The sequence below is a fragment of the Paenibacillus brasilensis genome (genome assembly GCF_009363115.1).
In the GTDB taxonomy this organism is placed as follows: Bacteria; Bacillota; Bacilli; order Paenibacillales; family Paenibacillaceae; genus Paenibacillus; species Paenibacillus brasilensis.
Genome location: NZ_CP045298.1, coordinates 1294923 through 1312027 on the forward strand (window position 1 = coordinate 1294923; position 17105 = coordinate 1312027).

Annotated in this window: 23 protein-coding genes; 7 read left to right on the forward strand and 16 right to left on the reverse strand. The window is 46.6% G+C overall.

Features of this window, described 5'->3' with window-relative positions; translation table 11 throughout:
- Positions 1 to 6 precede the first annotated feature (6 nt).
- From gatA to uptA, 7 genes are all read right to left on the reverse strand, one after another.
- Positions 7 to 1464 carry an Asp-tRNA(Asn)/Glu-tRNA(Gln) amidotransferase subunit GatA gene (gatA, locus tag GCU48_RS06085; RefSeq protein ID WP_152379411.1) on the reverse strand — a complete coding sequence of 486 codons (1458 nt, stop codon included), beginning with the start codon at positions 1462 to 1464 and terminating at the stop codon, positions 7 to 9.
- A gap of 27 nt (positions 1465 to 1491) precedes the next feature.
- Complete coding sequence (gene gatC / locus GCU48_RS06090; protein ID WP_025719083.1) at positions 1492 to 1779, reverse strand: Asp-tRNA(Asn)/Glu-tRNA(Gln) amidotransferase subunit GatC; 288 nt, start codon at positions 1777 to 1779, stop codon at positions 1492 to 1494.
- A 241-nt stretch (positions 1780 to 2020) separates the two neighbouring features.
- Positions 2021 to 2407: an ATPase gene (locus tag GCU48_RS06095; protein WP_152379412.1), complete on the reverse strand. Its 387-nt coding sequence runs from the start codon at positions 2405 to 2407 to the stop codon at positions 2021 to 2023.
- A gap of 79 nt (positions 2408 to 2486) precedes the next feature.
- Positions 2487 to 2696, reverse strand: a complete 210-nt coding sequence (locus tag GCU48_RS06100) for a hypothetical protein (protein ID WP_025719086.1) — start codon at positions 2694 to 2696, stop codon at positions 2487 to 2489.
- Positions 2697 to 2938: 242 nt separating this feature from the next.
- Positions 2939 to 3568, reverse strand: coding sequence for an MBL fold metallo-hydrolase (locus GCU48_RS06105; protein WP_152379413.1), 630 nt, complete (start codon positions 3566 to 3568; stop codon positions 2939 to 2941).
- 3 nt (positions 3569 to 3571) lie between these two features.
- Positions 3572 to 4141, reverse strand: coding sequence for a thioredoxin family protein (locus GCU48_RS06110; RefSeq protein ID WP_152379414.1), 570 nt, complete (start codon positions 4139 to 4141; stop codon positions 3572 to 3574).
- Position 4142: 1 nt separating this feature from the next.
- The gene (gene uptA / locus GCU48_RS06115; RefSeq protein WP_152382116.1) at positions 4143 to 4757 is read right to left on the reverse strand and encodes an undecaprenyl phosphate transporter UptA; all 615 of its coding nucleotides are present in this window, start codon (positions 4755 to 4757) and stop codon (positions 4143 to 4145) included.
- A 146-nt stretch (positions 4758 to 4903) separates the two neighbouring features.
- On the opposite strand from uptA, the gene GCU48_RS06120 reads away from it, so the two are divergent.
- The gene (locus GCU48_RS06120) at positions 4904 to 5227 is read left to right on the forward strand and encodes a dehydrogenase (protein WP_152379415.1); all 324 of its coding nucleotides are present in this window, start codon (positions 4904 to 4906) and stop codon (positions 5225 to 5227) included.
- Positions 5228 to 5348: 121 nt separating this feature from the next.
- Here GCU48_RS06120 and GCU48_RS06125 read toward each other — a convergent pair whose 3' ends face one another.
- Both GCU48_RS06125 and GCU48_RS06130 read right to left on the reverse strand, forming a co-directional pair.
- Positions 5349 to 6563 (reverse strand): class I SAM-dependent methyltransferase, encoded by a 1215-nt coding sequence (locus tag GCU48_RS06125; RefSeq protein ID WP_152379416.1) that lies wholly within the window; start codon positions 6561 to 6563, stop codon positions 5349 to 5351.
- Positions 6550 to 7206 (reverse strand): DUF6483 family protein, encoded by a 657-nt coding sequence (locus GCU48_RS06130; RefSeq protein ID WP_152379417.1) that lies wholly within the window; start codon positions 7204 to 7206, stop codon positions 6550 to 6552. Before GCU48_RS06130 ends, GCU48_RS06125 begins: the two co-directional genes overlap by 14 nt.
- Before the next feature lie 399 nt (positions 7207 to 7605).
- Here GCU48_RS06130 and GCU48_RS06135 point away from each other — a divergent pair, with 399 nt between their 5' ends.
- A complete protein-coding gene (locus GCU48_RS06135; protein ID WP_152379418.1) occupies positions 7606 to 8172 on the forward strand; it encodes a pyridoxamine 5'-phosphate oxidase family protein in 567 nt (188 codons plus the stop codon).
- A gap of 125 nt (positions 8173 to 8297) precedes the next feature.
- Here GCU48_RS06135 and GCU48_RS06140 read toward each other — a convergent pair whose 3' ends face one another.
- Both GCU48_RS06140 and yyaC read right to left on the reverse strand, forming a co-directional pair.
- Positions 8298 to 9092 (reverse strand): alpha/beta fold hydrolase, encoded by a 795-nt coding sequence (locus GCU48_RS06140; protein WP_152379419.1) that lies wholly within the window; start codon positions 9090 to 9092, stop codon positions 8298 to 8300.
- Between the two features lie 87 nt (positions 9093 to 9179).
- Positions 9180 to 9770 carry a spore protease YyaC gene (gene yyaC / locus GCU48_RS06145; protein ID WP_152379420.1) on the reverse strand — a complete coding sequence of 197 codons (591 nt, stop codon included), beginning with the start codon at positions 9768 to 9770 and terminating at the stop codon, positions 9180 to 9182.
- Between the two features lie 121 nt (positions 9771 to 9891).
- On the opposite strand from yyaC, the gene GCU48_RS06150 reads away from it, so the two are divergent.
- The 5 genes from GCU48_RS06150 (at position 9892) to GCU48_RS06170 (ending at position 12574) form a co-directional block, all read left to right on the forward strand.
- Positions 9892 to 10119: a DUF1128 domain-containing protein gene (locus GCU48_RS06150; protein ID WP_152379421.1), complete on the forward strand. Its 228-nt coding sequence runs from the start codon at positions 9892 to 9894 to the stop codon at positions 10117 to 10119.
- 300 nt (positions 10120 to 10419) lie between these two features.
- Positions 10420 to 11133, forward strand: a complete 714-nt coding sequence (locus GCU48_RS06155; RefSeq protein ID WP_152379422.1) for a phosphatase PAP2 family protein — start codon at positions 10420 to 10422, stop codon at positions 11131 to 11133.
- A 141-nt stretch (positions 11134 to 11274) separates the two neighbouring features.
- The gene (locus GCU48_RS06160; protein WP_152379423.1) at positions 11275 to 11532 is read left to right on the forward strand and encodes a GlsB/YeaQ/YmgE family stress response membrane protein; all 258 of its coding nucleotides are present in this window, start codon (positions 11275 to 11277) and stop codon (positions 11530 to 11532) included.
- Positions 11533 to 11575: 43 nt separating this feature from the next.
- Positions 11576 to 11980 carry a YtxH domain-containing protein gene (locus tag GCU48_RS06165; protein ID WP_152379424.1) on the forward strand — a complete coding sequence of 135 codons (405 nt, stop codon included), beginning with the start codon at positions 11576 to 11578 and terminating at the stop codon, positions 11978 to 11980.
- A gap of 96 nt (positions 11981 to 12076) precedes the next feature.
- Entirely contained in the window at positions 12077 to 12574 is a 498-nt protein-coding gene (locus GCU48_RS06170; protein ID WP_152379425.1) for a DUF5665 domain-containing protein, read from the forward strand.
- A 93-nt stretch (positions 12575 to 12667) separates the two neighbouring features.
- On the opposite strand, the gene GCU48_RS06175 is transcribed toward GCU48_RS06170, so the two are convergent.
- The 5 genes from GCU48_RS06175 to GCU48_RS06195 form a co-directional block, all read right to left on the reverse strand.
- On the reverse strand, positions 12668 to 13627 hold the full coding sequence (locus tag GCU48_RS06175; protein WP_152379426.1) for a magnesium transporter CorA family protein: 960 nt from the start codon (positions 13625 to 13627) through the stop codon (positions 12668 to 12670).
- Positions 13628 to 13741: 114 nt separating this feature from the next.
- Positions 13742 to 14515 (reverse strand): sigma-70 family RNA polymerase sigma factor, encoded by a 774-nt coding sequence (locus tag GCU48_RS06180; RefSeq protein WP_152379427.1) that lies wholly within the window; start codon positions 14513 to 14515, stop codon positions 13742 to 13744.
- A complete protein-coding gene (gene rsbW / locus GCU48_RS06185) occupies positions 14512 to 14964 on the reverse strand; it encodes an anti-sigma B factor RsbW (RefSeq protein WP_025717074.1) in 453 nt (150 codons plus the stop codon). The genes GCU48_RS06180 and rsbW overlap by 4 nt, the downstream gene beginning before the upstream one ends.
- 18 nt (positions 14965 to 14982) lie before the next feature.
- Complete coding sequence (locus GCU48_RS06190; RefSeq protein ID WP_152379428.1) at positions 14983 to 15321, reverse strand: STAS domain-containing protein; 339 nt, start codon at positions 15319 to 15321, stop codon at positions 14983 to 14985.
- Positions 15322 to 15421: 100 nt separating this feature from the next.
- Positions 15422 to 17092, reverse strand: coding sequence for a response regulator (locus tag GCU48_RS06195; protein WP_152379429.1), 1671 nt, complete (start codon positions 17090 to 17092; stop codon positions 15422 to 15424).
- Between the last annotated feature and the right edge of the window lie 13 nt (positions 17093 to 17105).

Consider the following 17105-nt stretch of genomic DNA (forward strand, 5'->3'; position numbering starts at 1 on the left):
GGTAAATTACAGCTGTGGGCGCTGCTTGTGAAATTCGGTATTTTGTTCAAATGCATGCGCTACGCGCAGCACGGAAGACTCGTCAAAGGCTTTCCCGATAATTTGCAGTCCGACTGGCATGCCATCTGCAAAACCACAAGGAATGCTAATAGCTGGCACCCCGGCCAAACTCACCGGAATCGTCAAAATATCGTTCAAATACATCGTCAATGGATCATCCACCTGCGAACCGATTTTGAAAGCAGTTGTCGGCGCGGTAGGTCCGATAATAACATCATATTGCTCAAATACACGGTCAAAATCCTGTTTAATCAGCGTACGTACTTTTTGAGCTTTCAGGTAGTAAGCATCATAGTACCCGGAACTGAGCGCATAGGTCCCCAGCATAATCCGTCGCTTCACCTCAGGGCCAAAGCCCTGCGTACGGGACTGATGATATAGATCAAGCAGGTTGTCCGGATTGTCAGAACGCACACCGTAGCGCACGCCGTCAAAACGGGCCAGATTGGAGGACGCTTCGGATGAAGCCAGCAGGTAATATGTAGCTACTGCATATTCTGTATGAGGGAGAGACACTTCTTCCCATACCGCACCCAGTCCTTCCAGCGTTTTCAGTGCATCCAGCACCTTTTCCTTGACCTGTGGATCAACGCCCTCACCAAGGTACTCCTTGGGTACAGCAATGCGAAGTCCTTTTACATCTCCGGTCAAAGCGTTCAAATAATCAGGAACGTCAACCTTCGCAGAAGTAGAGTCCTTCTGATCGTAGCCTGCAATAGCCTGCAGGACATACGCCGAATCTTGAACATTTTTGGTGATAGGTCCAATTTGATCCAAAGAGGAGGCGAAGGCCACCAATCCATAACGTGATACCAGGCCATAGGTTGGCTTCAGACCAACTACACCGCAATAAGAAGCGGGCTGGCGAATGGAACCGCCTGTATCGGAGCCGAGAGTGAAATAAGCCTCACCCGCTGCTACAGCCGCCGCCGAACCGCCACTGGAACCGCCGGGTACACGCTCCAGATCCCATGGGTTACGGGCCGGGAAAAAGCTGGAGTTTTCGTTAGAGCCACCCATCGCGAATTCATCCATATTCATTTTACCGAGTGTCACGGTTTGGGATGCTCGTAATTTGTCGACAACCGTGGCATTGTACACAGGATTAAAATTTTTCAAAAACTGACTGCCGCATGTTGTACGCAGCCCTTCCGTCACGATATTATCCTTAATACCGACTGGCAGGCCAAACAACAACCCGCGTTCCTCTCCCGAAACCAGCTGATCATCCAGCTGACGTGCGGATGCACGGGCCTGCTCCTCGTCAACGGTGATGTAAGCCCTGATCTTGTCTTCCCGCGCACCAATCGTCTCCAGAGCGTGTCCTACCAGGTCACTCACAGAAATTTCCTTTTGATGCAGCTTGTTATGTATTTCCGGCAATGTGTTATTGAACAAGCTCAATTTGCATCCTCCTTTCAAATGTAAAATCTATTCCAATACAGCAGGAACTTTAAACTGTCCGTCTTCTTCTTCAGGTGCATTACGCATGACCTGCTCCAGTGTCAAACTGTCGCGAACTTCGTCGTCCCGCATGACATTGCTGACGTGCAGTACATGAGTGGTCGGCTTTACCTGCTCCGTATCCAGCTCATTCAGCTTCTCCGCATAATGGAGAATGGCGTTCAATTGCCCTGTCATCGTTTCTTCTTCGGCCGCGGTCAGATTCAACCGGGACAGCTTGGCTACGTGACGGACATCTTCCGTAGAAATGTTCATACAAAACCCTCCTCATGTATATCAAAAAATGCTGCACCGAACTTTGAAATAACGTTTTTAATTATAGGATAGAACCTTTTACAATTCAATCTTTGGCGCGGTACAGAAGCAAACCCTACATCAATGAGGCAAATGTTGCTAAAAGGATATAAAAAAAGCACCTCTCGGTGCCTTTCGCGAAAACTATAGGAACGAGATCGTGCATTATATATTCCTAAAAAGAGCCGGCAGTAGCCGACTCCTATATCCAAGCACGTAAATTGACTTGTTTGATAAAATCAGCCTGTGACAACAATTCTGCCGCGGTTTCTTCTTCCTCAGCCACTACTGAATCAAGACCACCGTTCATCACATGTTTGAACAGTTTCTCATTATGAGTAGCAAGGGCGTAATCTATCAGCGCTTCACGCTCAATCCGCTCGGCTTCCAGCTTCAGAATACTTTCTTCTAGCTCGATGTCCCCCGATGGTACAAAAAAGTTGCGGTTCACCTTCGGGACGCGAATGACATAGTCAAAAGCATTGTCCGCATTACGATCGTAAGCAATGATATAACCGTGTTCGCCCACAGGAAGATTCTGCTCAAAAGCATCCGCGACGATCATAATTCTAGCTCCTAAATGATGCATCGTTAGCCCCCCCGTTTGTCTGAACTTATCTGCTAAGTCTACTAAAAAATAAGTAGCTTGTCTATATCATCTGTGCTTCTTAAAATTGACCGTCTCCACGTCCCTGCCTGTGCTCATTCAGCCTTACATGCCAGTTTTGTGTATGAGTGCAGGCCCGTCTTGTTATCTTCTTCCACGTTATGACCTTTGGTTCAGAGCCTACCCCGGAAGCTTCATCTTCTATTATATTAGAAAAACGGAGCCTACCTCCACGTTCACGCTGTAACCCATATATATGTTTTCTTTTCATTCTTGCTCCCCCCTTGTGATCTGACGGCCTCATGCCTCTTTATCCTCTTATGGGCAAAAAAAAGAACGCAAACCGGGATTCATCCACAGCTTGCGTGCTTCGCGAGTTTAGTATGTAACTTCAATAAATTTATGTTAACAAAAATAAAAACCTTTGTCTATACATAATTTATAATTTGTTGTCGAAAAGGGGCAAAACCTGTCACACCTTTGGTTCTGCCCCAATTCAAACATTCGTACATTTTACCGGATATACGGATTATTGGCTTTTTCATAACCAATAGATGTTTTGGGCCCGTGACCAGAATACACTGTAACATCATCTCCAAGCGGGAACAATTTGTTCTGAATCGAATCATACAAGTCTCGTTCCCGACCGCCAGGCAGATCCGTACGCCCGACGCCTTGACGGAATAGCACATCCCCGGAAAAGAGATCCTTGCCGCACAAAAAGCTCACACTACCAGGTGAATGCCCCGGTGTATGCAGCACCTTGAATGTATGTCCGATCAGGTTCAATTGCTGACCTTCCGCCAAATCATATTCGGCAGGCTCCGTCGAGATCGGTGGCGATGCCTCCGGCCACATCAAGGAGCCATTCAGCTTGGGAGATGTCAGCCAGTCTTGCTCCAAGGCGTGCAGGTAAACCGGACACCCTTTGGCATTGCGAATCGCCTCAACCCCACCGATATGGTCAAAATGGGCGTGAGTCAGCAAGATCGCCTCAATGGTCAGCGGTTCAATAGCTTTCAGCAAAGGGCCCGGATTCATCCCCGGATCAATAATAATGGCACGCTGCGGATCATCCCCTTGAAGCAAATAAGCATTCGTTTGGAGTGGGCCGAGATTAAAGCTGCGAATGGATAACGTCATGAGTTAAAATCCCGAGATCAGCTCGCGCAATTCCTGAACAATCACAGGATGAACCTCGGTTCCCTCCCCATATTTCACAGCCATTTCTTGGCGGGCCACCGCAATTTTCTCTTGATAATCATCGGCTTCCCGATCCGGATTTTCACGTTTGAACTCGGTCATGATTTGTTGAACATGTGCAGGGCGTGGTCCCCAATGACCCAGTACGTGGCCCCCTGTATCGGCAAAAATTACAATCGGCACTGCACGTCCACCCATGGTCAGGAAGTCGTCCATTAACGCCTGATGATTTTCCAAAATCAATACTTCGGTCGGAATACCGCTATTCTCCAACGCACGGAATACAACTGGCACGGTGCGTACCACGTCGCCACACCAGTCGGCAGCCAAAATAAGTACACGCAGATCATCCCGATGGTTCAAGCTTTCAAAATACTCCCGATCCTCTTCGCTATTCCAGACAAACTGGTCGTACCCGGAGCGGAAAGCTTCCTTGTTTTTTTCCATTCCCTCCATAAACTGCTCAGGGCTCAAGCCCTTTCCGAAATATTGCGATACGTTAGTACGGCTCATGTTATACACTTCCTTTTTTGTTTTTGGACATAATCCATTTAATTACAAAATAAATGATCAAGAGCGCAAGAGCAACCAGCAAAATCGGTTTGATGTAAGGTGCAGCCACCTCATCAATTTGCTCCCATTTGTCTCCCAGCAGCATACCTAAATAAATAAACAGAACAGACCAAGGTATAATCGCCAGCGTCGTCAAAATAATAAAGCGCCATACGTTCATTCGAGCAAGCCCGGCAGGGATTGAGATTGCGTGACGCACAACAGGGATAAAGCGAGCTGTGAAAATGACCCCTGTGCCGTATTTGTTAAACCATGCTTCAGCGTGGTCGACATGACTCTTTTTAATAAGTATGTATTTCCCATATTTATCCAATACAGGCCTGCCACCATAACGTCCAATCCAATAAATAAACAACTGAGCCAGCATACCCCCGATGGTTCCAAATACGACCGCGCCAATAAAATTAATATGACCTGACGATACTAAGAATCCACCATACGCGAGCACAATTTCACTCGGAATGACCTCAACCATTAGTCCGAGCATAATTCCGAAATATCCAAGACTACGAATAATCTCAAACAAATAATTAATGACACCAGATATATAATCCATCTCTCTGCCCACTCCCTGCCTTCTCTGCTCTATTTTCATTAGTTTATCACAGCGGCTGAACAAGTCGCCACTTCGCTCAAACAAGGAGGACAGTGACCCCTGATCTTCTGCCCGCATAAGCTGTTGGAGAGAGGAGGGGGTACGATATGCCTCCCGGCAAATTTCCCAAACACGACAACCCACAATCCCGTTTGCCCACGGCCCGTGGTATCAGGCGCGCATGCAGCAAGGAGCTATACCGAGCGCGCAAGCGTCTGCCTGTTCATATTGCTTCTGATCTGGTCAAGCAGGGCGAGGAACTGTACTGTCGCAAGGTCATCGGACACCTTATCTGGATTGCGGAAAACCGCAGCAACCGCAAACTACTGTGCGACTGGTGGGACGAAGATGTGAGCGAGGAGCTCGCGACATTATGGAAGGTGGATCGCGACGCTTTGTGCACTGCTTTCAGAAGTGCCTACGGCGGGTAGAGGCTCCCTACACACGAGTACGTGGAGCAGGGTGAACCACCTGTGACCTGTGGCTGTGAACTGCAAGCTGTGAACTGCAAAAAAGTGGAGCCGCTGCAGTGGCCCCACTTTTACTATATTTCTAATGATGTGTCTGCGTCTTCCCTGCTCCCTCGGGAAGCAAATCTGCACAAGCGCGCTCCAAGTAAGGATCAGCATGAATAAAATCCCGAAATGCCGTGTATTCACGCCATAGAACGGATTTCTCTCCCGCTTGGCCTTTGACGGCACGAATCAGAATATTTTTAGGTGTGTGCTCCATGTCGATAAATTCCAGCAGCTGTGTCCGATATCCCATCATATCCAGCAGCTTGGCCCGAATTCCATCCGTTGCCAGTGCAGAAAAACGCTCCTTCAGGATACCATGAGAAAGCAATGGCTCCAGCACCGGATTTTCCAGCTGGCTAAACAGCTCATGCTGGCAGCATGGAACCGATAAAATGACGGACGCTCCCCAGCGTACGGCCTTTTCCAGTGCAGCATCCGTGGCTGTATCGCAGGCATGCAAGGTAACGACCATATCCACCTGCTCCAGTTCGTTATAATCTGCGATATCACCGACCAGAAACTCCAATTGGCGGTATTGCAGCTTTTGCGCCAGAAGGTTACAGGTTTCAATGACATCTGCCTTCAAATCCAAGCCGACGATCTGCAAAGGTCGTTTTTGCTGTACAGCCAAGTAGTGATACAAGGCAAAGGTCAAATACGATTTGCCACAGCCAAAATCCACAATCGTCAAGGGACGACCTACGGGAAGGCTAGGCAGTACATCCTGCACCATTTCAAGAAAACGGTTGATTTGACGAAACTTATCGTACTTGCGAGCCAGTACCTTGCCATCCTCATTCATAATCCCCAGCTCAATCAGGAACGGGATTCGTTCCCCTTCCTCCAGCACGTATTGCTTTTTACGATTATGAGACAGGTCGGCCTTACTTTTACTCGGTGATTTTGTCAGAATGGAAACTCTATATTTTTTACTGATCAGCACCTGATAATCCGCATTCTTGGCACATAAAAGTCCTTGACGGAACGTATCCTCAAACAAGGCGGTCATGCGCTCATTAGCTTCGTCAGGGGTTAGGTTTTCATGAATGACTTTGTTGCTGTAATGAAAAGCAAACTGGTAATGCAGCTTGTTTTTCAATTCCACAGGCTTGATGTGTACTTTAGTAAAGGAAGCATCCTCTCGTTTGCGAAGCTGACTTAGCGTCGCGGTTATAAGAGAGCCTCCTGTGGTCAATTGGTATATAAGTTCACGCAGTGAATCCAAAAGGTACATCTCACTTTCTTTCATGTAATTGGGTGATCTCGGCCAAACCCTCGGTGACTTCCTGGCGTGAAATTCCACCCCGCTCCAGTTCCGCATTGGTCTTATCCAGCAATTGGCTGTAAAATGACTTTGCTTCCGATAGCAGCTCTGGCTGCTCCCATGCCAGTCCGAACCAAACATCAGCAGCTTCGTCCAGCCTGTCCTCACGCTCATAATAAGAAGCCAACAGCTTGCTGGTTTCAGGGGGAAGCTCGTATTCGCGCACCAGATTCACGATACACGCAATCCGTTCAGGCAAGACCTGTAGCTCACGAGCTGCGCCGTGCGAATCGCTGTACAAATATAGATGAAGAGATTTCATAAGAATTCGTATTCCCTCGTCTGTTCTGTCGGTTTCTAGGTAAATCACGGCTTCTTCTTCCAAAATACGTGCCACCTGCTGAAGCTTATCCGCTTCAATTCCAGGGCCCAATCGGAAAAGCTCAATCATTTGCTCCGGCGGCAATCGTCTGAGCAAATCTGAACGAAGACGAAACTGCTTGTTGAGCAGATCATCTAGTTGCTTCAGCGCTTCGATATGTTTATTTTCACGCCTTAGACCGAGCACCGTTGCTACTGCGGATGTCAATTCTTCCATCATACTGAGCAAATAATCTTTTCTAAACAAGCCGTTCCCTTCCTTTCATCCCGATGCCTAGACAACCAGGAACCCTGTTCCTTCTGATTGTAAGACATCCTTCTCCAAAAGCCAAATACCACCGCCATATAGAAATGCCACTTACAACATTCACATTCCGTTTTCACCATCAATGATCCGGCATCAGAATGCACACGTATGGAATGTTACATCCAATAGTACAATGCTTTGTAGCCGATCAAGTGACTGGCGGATGACGAGTGTTTTAAAAATTTAATATTGCTTCTCCATTAGTCTTATGCTATTTTTGTTTCATGTGAAACAAAAATAAATCATTAAATACAACTAATCAACACAGTGGTTTTAAAATTTATTTTCTACCGAAACAAAATTGTAGTTAATATTTTATCGGGGGAAGGATGATGGAGTATGGGTAAACAATTCAGTTCGATATTACCGGAGCATAAAGAGTTCATACAGCGACAGCATATGTTCTTTGTAGGATCAGCACCGCTATCCAAGACAGGGCACGTTAATCTTTCCCCCAAGGGATATGATTCCTTTCGGATTTTGTCAGACCATGAGGTAGCCTATCTCGACTTGTCGGGAAGCGGCAACGAGACAAGTGCGCACCTTATAGAAAATGGACGGGTAACTATTATGTTCTGCTCATTTGAGGGCGAGCCCTCTGTATTAAGGCTCTACGGTACTGGCACAGTCGTGCTGCCCGATACAGAGCGGTGGAATGAGCTGTATCCTCTCTTTGACCCGCTTCCTGGAGCAAGACAAATCATTGTCATTGACGTTCACATGGTGCAGGATTCATGCGGTTTTGCGGTCCCCTTCATGACATTTACGAGCGAACGGGAAAAACTAAAGGACGTGTGCATTCAGATGGGTGAAAAAGGAATTAAAAAATATGCATACGAGAAAAATTTAGAAAGTATTGACGGTTTGCCGACGGCGTTTGCCTTGAACAAAAGCAGTATGAATTGAACGCCTGGCAGTAATCAGAAAACCGAGTCTATAGTTACCGCGGCTAAAGAAATTTGCAGCACAAAAAACCTGAACCATCAATTTATCAATTCAAATGGTTCAGGTTTTTGAGTTCTTCTTCAGGCTTACCTTTTCAAATTGTGTTCCAAAAATGACAAGATAGCATCAGCTAATAATTCAGGTGCTTCAAACAGGCTCATATGACCAACTTTCGGTATGGTAACCTGAGTTACCCCTGGCCGATCCGTTGTAAACGTGCGGGCTGGCGGAACTGCATGATCCTGCTCACCCGCCACTAAAAGGGCTGGCAAGGCAGAGGCCGACAGCACATCTAGGCGGTCAGGACGCTCACGCATAGCCAGCGAGGTTCCTACAGCCCCTTGCGGCGGCGTTTTATAGCCAATTTCTTTGGCTTTAAGGAGCTGTCCGGACATAGAATCCACATGGTCTGGAGCAAACAGCCCAGGTACGAGCCCGTCTACAAAGCTCGTAATCCCCTCTGTTTGAATGGTGGATACAGCCTTGTTCCGCTTTTCTTTACCTTCCTCGGTATCCGCATAAGCAGTTGAGTGAATTAGCCCAAAGGCTGTAAGACGCTCCGCATATCTCTGTACTGCAGAAAGCGTCAAATAGCCCCCTAAGGAGTGACCGAACCAGGCAGCCTGCGGGATGTCCAGCTGCTCTTGAAGTTTAAGTACATCGTTTGCCATTTGATCAATGGTATAGGCTCCGAGTGGAGCATCGCTGCGTCCGTGTCCACGAAGGTCTGGGACAATACAGCGATAGCTTTGGGATAGCAAGGGAACAACTTCATCCCAATAGGAGGAGCTTCCGCAAAATCCGTGCAGCAGAATGATCGGCTCTCCTTTCCCCTGTTCGGCATAGCAGATCGTCGTTCCTTCGCACAATATATTTTTCATGTGAAACCCTTCCTTCTCTATATATAATCTATTGGAGCTGAATGATTAGTAAGTAGAACATGCTGATGTATATTATTAAGCAGAGCATCAATATCTGAAACGGTAGCCATCTGGAAAATCTGGCGTTGCCGCTCTTAGTCCAAATTCAGCGGCCGCAGCGTTAGCAATATGTGCAGCCATCGTCATGACGAGGTGGAGTGACGTCATTTGCAAGGTCCAGTAGGGCTTGGGGCTGCGCTCGTTTACAATAGCTGCAACGCTGTAATGTCCAACAGACGGCAGGGCCAGTCCAACGGAGCGGGCCGGAGTCAACGGCTCGCGTGCAGTAAGAAACATCCCCGTCGATCCCTGTTGTCCAAGACAAGCGTCTATGGCGATGACGTGATGATCCTGGGGAATACGCTCCAGATACGAAACCAGATGATCCGCGTCACACGGCTTTGTCAATGTGCCAATTACGTGTGGAAACCCCTGCTCCTTGAGCATGGTACCGACCAACGGCCCCAGCGAGTCACCTGATGAACGATCCGTACCGATACAAACAAAGGTCAACTTATCTATAGTATGCTGATCATGAATTTTCCGAAAAAACGGTAAAAGTCCCTCACGATCTGTTTTTTCTACATTACGATCTAAGGGGGAGCGACCAGATGCGGAAGCTCGATTATACAAAGACACCTTTGTCCATCCTCCTTGATTCTGTTGTTTTATCGGCATTCTGGCTTTCAGTACATTCTACAACAAAAACATGATACAATACAGGCAACTTCCCCTGTTATGAAAGGATGGAACATTAACAATGGATTTGTCTGTACCGTCTCATGCCAACATTGAGTATATGATTGAAGGTATTAAAACCAAGCTTCGTATGGCGAGTGGAGCTGCTATGCAAGCGTCCGCTTTCTCACTGGAGCAATACGAGGACATCTACGATGTCTATGATATGGTGATGAGCAAACCTAACCTGAGTATCTCAGAGGTAGAAGCCGTCGTCTCTGAACTGGGCAGATTGCGTAACCCCTCCTGATCGCCCATACGACAGGGCGTTTAATGCCCTATGACCTATCTTTTTTGGTAACACTGATGATGTGCTCATAAATGAAGCTCGTATCTCCGGTCGCAGCAACAGAAGCGCAGCGGAATACGAGCTTTATTTTTATTATTTAATATGTATATTTTTCCATTATTTCAATTCACTTGTAGAGGTCTCGCTATGAATCCATCCGGAACCTCAGTCAATTTTTGCTTTCAAGCTCATGATTAGTTAAGTTTATAGTACAACATGATCAATCTATCAGCTTGCCATAAGGAGGGAGATTGGCTATATATGCTACCTCAAAAGTCTCAATCATTCCGTTTCCTGCCAAGTTATTTACGCCGCAGTCTGTATGCGTCTATCGTCATGATTGTTATTTTGCTTCTCATCGCCTACTCCATCCGATGGATCGGTACAGCTCCCTTTTTACATTGGGATGAACGTATTCAAAGTTTGATTTTTCCACAGATGACAACTCCTAATTACAGCTTGCTCCCTGTTGCTATATTCATCACATCCTTCGGTTCATTCCATATATCGTTGCTCGTTGCCCTCGGCGTTGCATACTTGTGCCGGGTATATATTCGGTCAAAGGCTTATTCCTTTGCAGTCATAGGCAGCTTTACGGCGATGTGGGGACTGAATACGCTCATCAAAGAAATTTTGCAGCGAGAGCGTCCGGCACTTCAACATTTGGTAGAAGCCGGAGGTTACAGCTTTCCCAGTGGACATGCCATGATCTCCATGGGATTTTACGGAACTATATTTGCCATTTGGGCCATAGAACGACAAATTCGTAACCGTTCACTCTTCCTTCCATGTTTCCTTGGTTCACTACTCATTCTCTTGATTGGGCTAAGCCGTGTATATTTGGGGGTTCACTTTCCGACCGACATTGCGGGTGGCTATCTGGCAGGAATCATTTGGCTGATGTTTACCGTTCCTGTGCTTTACTGGCGAGCGTGTGTACGGCCTTCTTCCCCTTCTTCCACTCCTCCCCTGTAGCCGAAGCCGGATGGCTTGTTGTTTCACTCAAGGTCCCTGCGTTTATATACGAAGTAAGCATGACAAAGCAGCACACGAAGCTTTCGCATTATCAAAAGCATTGTGTTTCTGTGAGACTGAGGGATAAGGGAGGCGATCCTTGTGTGGGGAATTGTACTAAGTATTATCATGGCTATTATTATCGGATTAATAGGCGACGCGCTGGCTGGACATGAAATACCAGGCGGCGTTGCAGGCTCCATGATTGCCGGATTTGTAGGAGCTTGGCTCGGTGTTACCCTATTGGGAAGCTGGGGTCCGGTCATTGGTGATTTTGCAGTCATTCCCGCCATACTCGGAACCGCATTGTTCGTGTTCCTGCTTGGACTTGTGTCCAGGCTATTAAGAAGGGCTACTTAATATTTATATATATTTTTTAATTATATAAAAGGAGTGATATGACATGAGTAACATGGACAATCAAAATACGGTAGGCAATACTTCAAGCTTTGCAAAGGGTTTATTCATCGGAGGTTTAATTGGTGCTGCGGCAGCCCTGCTGTTCGCACCGAAGCCAGGCCGTGATTTGCGCAGCGAACTGTCTGATAAAATGACGATTGTATCCGATAAAACAAAGGACGTCGCATCTGTAGTCAGCAGCAGAGCGACGGATTTGGCCAAAACCGTTTCCACCAAAACAGCAGATGTAGCCAAAACAGTAACCGAGAGTAAAGACAACATCGTATCCAGTGTAGCCAAAGCTTCTGCCGATGTTGCTGATGAAGCAAACAAGGCAGATCAGGAGATTATGGATGCAACAGCCAAAACAGCCAAAGATTCACAAAAACAATTGAATGCAACATCCTAGTAACCAAACGTTTTGATTACAACAGGAATAAATCTTAAACACTGAACAGCCAGCATGCAAGAAGCTGGCTGTTTTTTAAATGATAGAAAGGCAGGGATGACGATGAACAAACCAAGCTCATATGGAGATGACCTTACCGCAAACAACAAAAAAACCTTTCATCCCCGGCAGGCTCAAGCTCAACCAGACGAGGTTTCATCCAGGCAGGCCTCCTCAGCTCATAATCCTGTTAAAAGGCAGGTTCGTGAAGAGGATTTTGACGTTAATGAGCATCCTTTTGAGCTACGACATGAGATGAAGCGGCTTAACAAACGGTTAGATCAAATCGCAGATACGCTGGAAAGAGCAGAATTTCGCGATATTCTGGAGAACTACTCCAGCACTAAACGAAGAATTATGAGTAACCTGACGGCAGGGATTGCACGGGGACTTGGTCTCACACTGGGTACAGTGGTTATACTCGCCTTACTCGCCTGGCTGCTTAGCTTCCTGGTACAGCTAAACCTTCCGGTCATCGGAGATTATATCGCTGAATTGCTGGAATATATTAAAATGAGCCAAGGCGGTAAGCGATCATCCTCCACTATCCTATAAAAACGATCCATCGTAACCGTAGCGTGCTCCTACAAGAGCCTCAAGTTACAATGGATCGTTTTTTATCTTTATACTGCAGCTGCTAAGCAGCCGCTACAATTTTCTGCGCTTGTTCGTTTTCAACAGGTCTCCTGTCCACCCCTTCATCATTAGCCAGCCATACATCCCCGCCATACTTAGCAGGGTGGCTGCAATCACAGCGGTAAAGCCCCACCCTGTTTCAAGCCAGGGCAGATCTTTAAAATTCATGCCCCAGATAGCCCCCACTACGGTTGCGGGTGTAAACACGGCAGTCACAATGGTAAGCGTCTTCGTAATCTCATTCCCCCTAAACGCGGAAATGGCATCGTCAATAGAGATCAGCGTGTCGATTTCCTTTTCATAATGCCGGAAAAGCCCCTCCATCCGGGTGACACGGTAAAGTAGCTGCTTAAAAAGGCGGTTTTCCTCCAGCTTTTCGAGATACGCCTCCCGGGAGGCCGTTACCAGCTCTGAAAAGGGAATAAACATATTGCTCCAGTACAACAGCTCGAAGCGTGCATTCAATATAGAATCCATCAGTGTACGTGCATTTCTTTTCTCCATGTCCTCTTCCAGTTTTCTCAGATTGATCTCGAACTTGTCCATCCCTGTATGAAAATAATGAAGCACAGCTCTGGCCAATACAAACATGCCGTCAGCTGCGTTTTCACACTGTGCAAGCATCTTTTGTCGTTCAGCGGTGTGCATAATTTCGCGGGTATTTTGATCCAGATTTAACGTCACCAGCTTCTGGTTCAGAACCAAAAAGTAAAACTTGTTGCAATTACGCTGACTGTCGATCTCCTCCTGAACGGAATAGATCAAGGACCCGCACATCAAGGGCTGAATGGCATCCGGGAAGCGAACAGAAATAAAGCTTGAGGGAGTACCCTCCACCTTGTCCAGCCATTCTGCGGCCTCCGTAAGCTTCCTCTTCAACTCTTGTATGACCGGGTCCTGCCAGTCCGCAGCGCTGATGTCCCACCATTCCCATCCTCCACGAAAGGAAGAAATCTGTTCAAATGCTGGCATAAATTCTATACTTCCTCCCTTTTTTCGTTTTAAAAAGGACACGCTTCCCTAATGGAATAACGTGTCCTTATGATGTGACGTCAAATATTCGAAACGATAAATTCCATGGTCTTCTCATGAGATAGAGGAATTAGACATAATCTGCTTCAGCTTTTCTGTTGCCCGCTTCTGGATACGGGAAACACTCATCTGTGATACGCCCAACGTCTGCGCAATCGCACGTTGGGATTGGCCGTCCTGAAATGCGAGAAGGAGCACCTTCTGTTCCTGCTCTTTCAGCTGGCTTAATGCCTGCTGCAAATCCATCCGTTTTTCGACTGTATCATAATCGTTGGCGTCCGAGCTAATAAGTTCACCTAATGTAGCTGCGCTCTCTTCCTGGGATAAAGGCGAGTCCAGTGAAACATAATGGTAGCATTCACGACCCGCAAGCACTTCGATCGTTTCTTCTACAGTCAGATCCAAATATTCCGCAATCTCATTCACATTCGGTGAACGTTCCAATTTAACAGTCAGTTCGTCGATAGCATGCTGAACAAGCGCTCCCTTTTCCTTAATGCGGCGGGGAACCTGAATATACCATGATTTGTCTCGCAAATAATTTTTCATATGTCCCAGCATACTTTTCATAGCATACGGCTCAAAGGGAATGCCCAAGCTGATATCGTATTGCTGAAGCAGACGGATCAAGGCCATCTGACCAGTCTGATATAAATCCTCGTATAAGTCCGGGCGATTGCGGGAGATCTTCCCGGCAGCCATTTTAACCATGGGCTCATACTTGCGAATCAGCACGGTAGCAATCTCGTTATCTTTGGTTTGCTGGTACTCCCAGATTAGACCAACGGCTTCATCCATCGACTTCGGGGGAGTTACCTTTTCATTCATACTTTCTCCTCACTTCTGGTTAGACGCTTTATCAGTACCACTTCTGTGCCTTTTCCAGCCTCATTCAAGATATGGACATCATCCATAAGCGCCTGCATGAGATAAAAGCCTAGTCCCCCCACCTCTGCATCATTCAACTCCTTGTCATGCAAGGATGCGATACGGGACGGGTCCTCTACTCGTTCAAAGCTCTCCCCTTCATCTTTGACACGAATAGACAACGAAGCTTCGTCAAATTCGAATGTCACTTCCACAACTCCTCCCTTATGACCATATGCATAAAGGACAGAGTTATTACATGCTTCCGATACAGCCACTTTCATGTCTTCAATCTCCTCATAAGAGAATCCCATTTTCGCGGCAATACCGTATAAATTTAATCTTACAATATCAACAAAATCAGCAGTGGCGGGCAAATTAAGAACTACTTTTTGAATTTGAGCATTCATTTCTTTTTCTTTCCTTTCCTATTGGGAATTCTCCTGAGGGACAAAGAATTTGGCAATACCGGTCATATCGAACAGCTTTTGAATTTGAGGCGGTACCTCCTGAACAACAAACCGAGACTCCATCCCGTGTCTTGCTTTTAAAATGGATAACAAAATGCCAATGCCCGTGCTGTCAATGTATTTAAGGTCTCTCAAATTAATAATCAAATCCTGACTGGGTTCCTCTACCAAAGGCTCCATTACCAGACGAAAGTCAGGTGCTACCGAAAGATCCAATTCTCCACTCAGATACACGATATTTACGCCATCGCTCGTTTCTGTAATTGCATTGAACTTGTCATTTCTATTAGTATTCATAGGCCTACGCTCCCAAAAAAAGATTTCCCTACATACTAACCCATTATACGGGTCCTTGAATCACACCATAACCTTTTCTGTACCTTCCAAATGCCACCAGCTAAGCTTCATTGATTTGATTTTTGCCTGACCGCATCGGGAAATGATCTGGGGAATGCCGCAGCAGCACCTGTTTTACACTGCTGATTTTAACTGGCTTGCTAATATAATCATTCATACCGGCTTCGATACAGCGAGGCTGAATACCGTCCATGACGTTAGCTGTCATGGCGATAATGGCAGGTTGAGATCTTCCAGCCAGCTGTTCACGCACTCTGCCCGTACACTCCAGACCGTCCATCACGGGCATTTGCAGGTCCATAAAAATATAGTCATAGTCCTGATTAGCGATAACCATATCAAGTGCCTGCTGCCCGTCAGCCGCAACGTCTGAAGCCAAACCGAGCTTATCCAGTATATTAACCATCAGCTTCTGGTTGATCGGATGGTCATCCACGACCAATACAAGTTTACGGCTCGGGGTCTCCTTAGGCGGGATTTCCCAATCATGACCGGACTCTCCCTCCAGTTCATTTTCCTGAGCAAAGCCCAGCTTCATTGTAAAATAAAATGTTACACCCTGTTCTCCGCTCGTATCCACACGGATATCCCCGCCCATCATATTGACCAGCGTTTTGCATATGGCGAGTCCCAAGCCAGTCCCTCCATATTTACGTGTCATTGAAGAATCAAGCTGGGAAAAGGGCTGAAACAGCCTTCCAACCTTAGCTGGCTCAATACCAATACCGGTATCCTTCACAGAAAACTCAACGGTAAGTCCTTTGTCGCTACGCTCTTTGACAGAGGCAAAGACATATACCCCGCCTTGGTCTGTAAATTTAACGGCATTGGATACCAGATTAATCAGTACTTGACGCAGTCTTCCCATATCTCCATACAGCACGGCAGGCATCTGCTCATCGAGAACATAAACCATCTCCAAATTTTTCCGGTTCACTTCTACCGTAAACAGGCTGAAAACTTCCTTGATACAGGAAACCAGCTCGAAGGGATATTCCTCTACTTCCATTTTGCCTGACTCCAGCTTGGTAAAATCCAGAATATCATTAATGACTGCTACAAGCGCGTCTGCACTGCGGCGGATGATATCGGCATATTCCTGTTGATCGCTTTGCAGCTCCGTCTCCATCAGCAGATCAATCATGCCAATGACACCGTTCATAGGTGTGCGAATCTCATGGCTCATCATCGCCAAAAACTCTGTTTTGGCATTGGCCGCAATTTCCGCTGCCTCCTTGGCGGCAATCAGCTCGCTGTTCATCTTCTCCAGCTCCTGAGTCTTCTGGTGAAGCAGCATAGACTGTGTCTTCAAGCGCTTGTTGGTCAAATACATTTGCACAAAGCCATCAATTTTGGACTTGAGAATTTGAGGAATGAATGGCTTCACCATATAATCAATCCCACCCGCTGAATAGCCTGCAAACAAATGTTCAGCTTCCTTGCTGTTAGCTGAAATGAAGATAATCGGAATATCCTTTGTTTTCTCTCTGGCCTTAATCAGCTTTGCAGTCTCAATTCCATCCATACCCGGCATTTGCACATCAAGCACAACAAGTGCGAACTCATCTTTTAACAGACATCGCAGTGCTTCTTCTCCGGATGTAGCTTTTACCAGATTATATTGTTCACTCTCCAGCACCGCCTCAAGAGCGAGCAGGTTCTCAGGTCTGTCATCTACCAGCAATATATGAATCGGTTCATGAAGCCCCATGGAATCCTCCTAA

What these genes read in the sequence shown, in the direction of transcription:
- gatC (WP_025719083.1), bottom strand. Translation starts at nt 1,779, where the DNA reads ATGAACATTTCTACGGAAGATGTCCGTCACGTAGCCAAGCTGTCCCGG.
- GCU48_RS06095 (WP_152379412.1), bottom strand. Translation starts at nt 2,407, where the DNA reads ATGCATCATTTAGGAGCTAGAATTATGATCGTCGCGGATGCTTTTGAG.
- GCU48_RS06100 (WP_025719086.1), bottom strand. Translation starts at nt 2,696, where the DNA reads ATGAAAAGAAAACATATATATGGGTTACAGCGTGAACGTGGAGGTAGG.
- GCU48_RS06105 (WP_152379413.1), bottom strand. Translation starts at nt 3,568, where the DNA reads ATGACGTTATCCATTCGCAGCTTTAATCTCGGCCCACTCCAAACGAAT.
- GCU48_RS06110 (WP_152379414.1), bottom strand. Translation starts at nt 4,141, where the DNA reads ATGAGCCGTACTAACGTATCGCAATATTTCGGAAAGGGCTTGAGCCCT.
- uptA (WP_152382116.1), bottom strand. Translation starts at nt 4,757, where the DNA reads ATGGATTATATATCTGGTGTCATTAATTATTTGTTTGAGATTATTCGT.
- GCU48_RS06120 (WP_152379415.1), top strand. Translation starts at nt 4,904, where the DNA reads ATGCCTCCCGGCAAATTTCCCAAACACGACAACCCACAATCCCGTTTG.
- GCU48_RS06125 (WP_152379416.1), bottom strand. Translation starts at nt 6,563, where the DNA reads ATGAAAGAAAGTGAGATGTACCTTTTGGATTCACTGCGTGAACTTATA.
- GCU48_RS06135 (WP_152379418.1), top strand. Translation starts at nt 7,606, where the DNA reads ATGGGTAAACAATTCAGTTCGATATTACCGGAGCATAAAGAGTTCATA.
- GCU48_RS06140 (WP_152379419.1), bottom strand. Translation starts at nt 9,092, where the DNA reads ATGAAAAATATATTGTGCGAAGGAACGACGATCTGCTATGCCGAACAG.
- GCU48_RS06150 (WP_152379421.1), top strand. Translation starts at nt 9,892, where the DNA reads ATGGATTTGTCTGTACCGTCTCATGCCAACATTGAGTATATGATTGAA.
- GCU48_RS06155 (WP_152379422.1), top strand. Translation starts at nt 10,420, where the DNA reads ATGCTACCTCAAAAGTCTCAATCATTCCGTTTCCTGCCAAGTTATTTA.
- GCU48_RS06165 (WP_152379424.1), top strand. Translation starts at nt 11,576, where the DNA reads ATGAGTAACATGGACAATCAAAATACGGTAGGCAATACTTCAAGCTTT.
- GCU48_RS06170 (WP_152379425.1), top strand. Translation starts at nt 12,077, where the DNA reads ATGACGATGAACAAACCAAGCTCATATGGAGATGACCTTACCGCAAAC.
- GCU48_RS06175 (WP_152379426.1), bottom strand. Translation starts at nt 13,627, where the DNA reads ATGCCAGCATTTGAACAGATTTCTTCCTTTCGTGGAGGATGGGAATGG.
- GCU48_RS06180 (WP_152379427.1), bottom strand. Translation starts at nt 14,515, where the DNA reads ATGAATGAAAAGGTAACTCCCCCGAAGTCGATGGATGAAGCCGTTGGT.
- rsbW (WP_025717074.1), bottom strand. Translation starts at nt 14,964, where the DNA reads ATGAATGCTCAAATTCAAAAAGTAGTTCTTAATTTGCCCGCCACTGCT.
- GCU48_RS06190 (WP_152379428.1), bottom strand. Translation starts at nt 15,321, where the DNA reads ATGAATACTAATAGAAATGACAAGTTCAATGCAATTACAGAAACGAGC.
- GCU48_RS06195 (WP_152379429.1), bottom strand. Translation starts at nt 17,092, where the DNA reads ATGGGGCTTCATGAACCGATTCATATATTGCTGGTAGATGACAGACCT.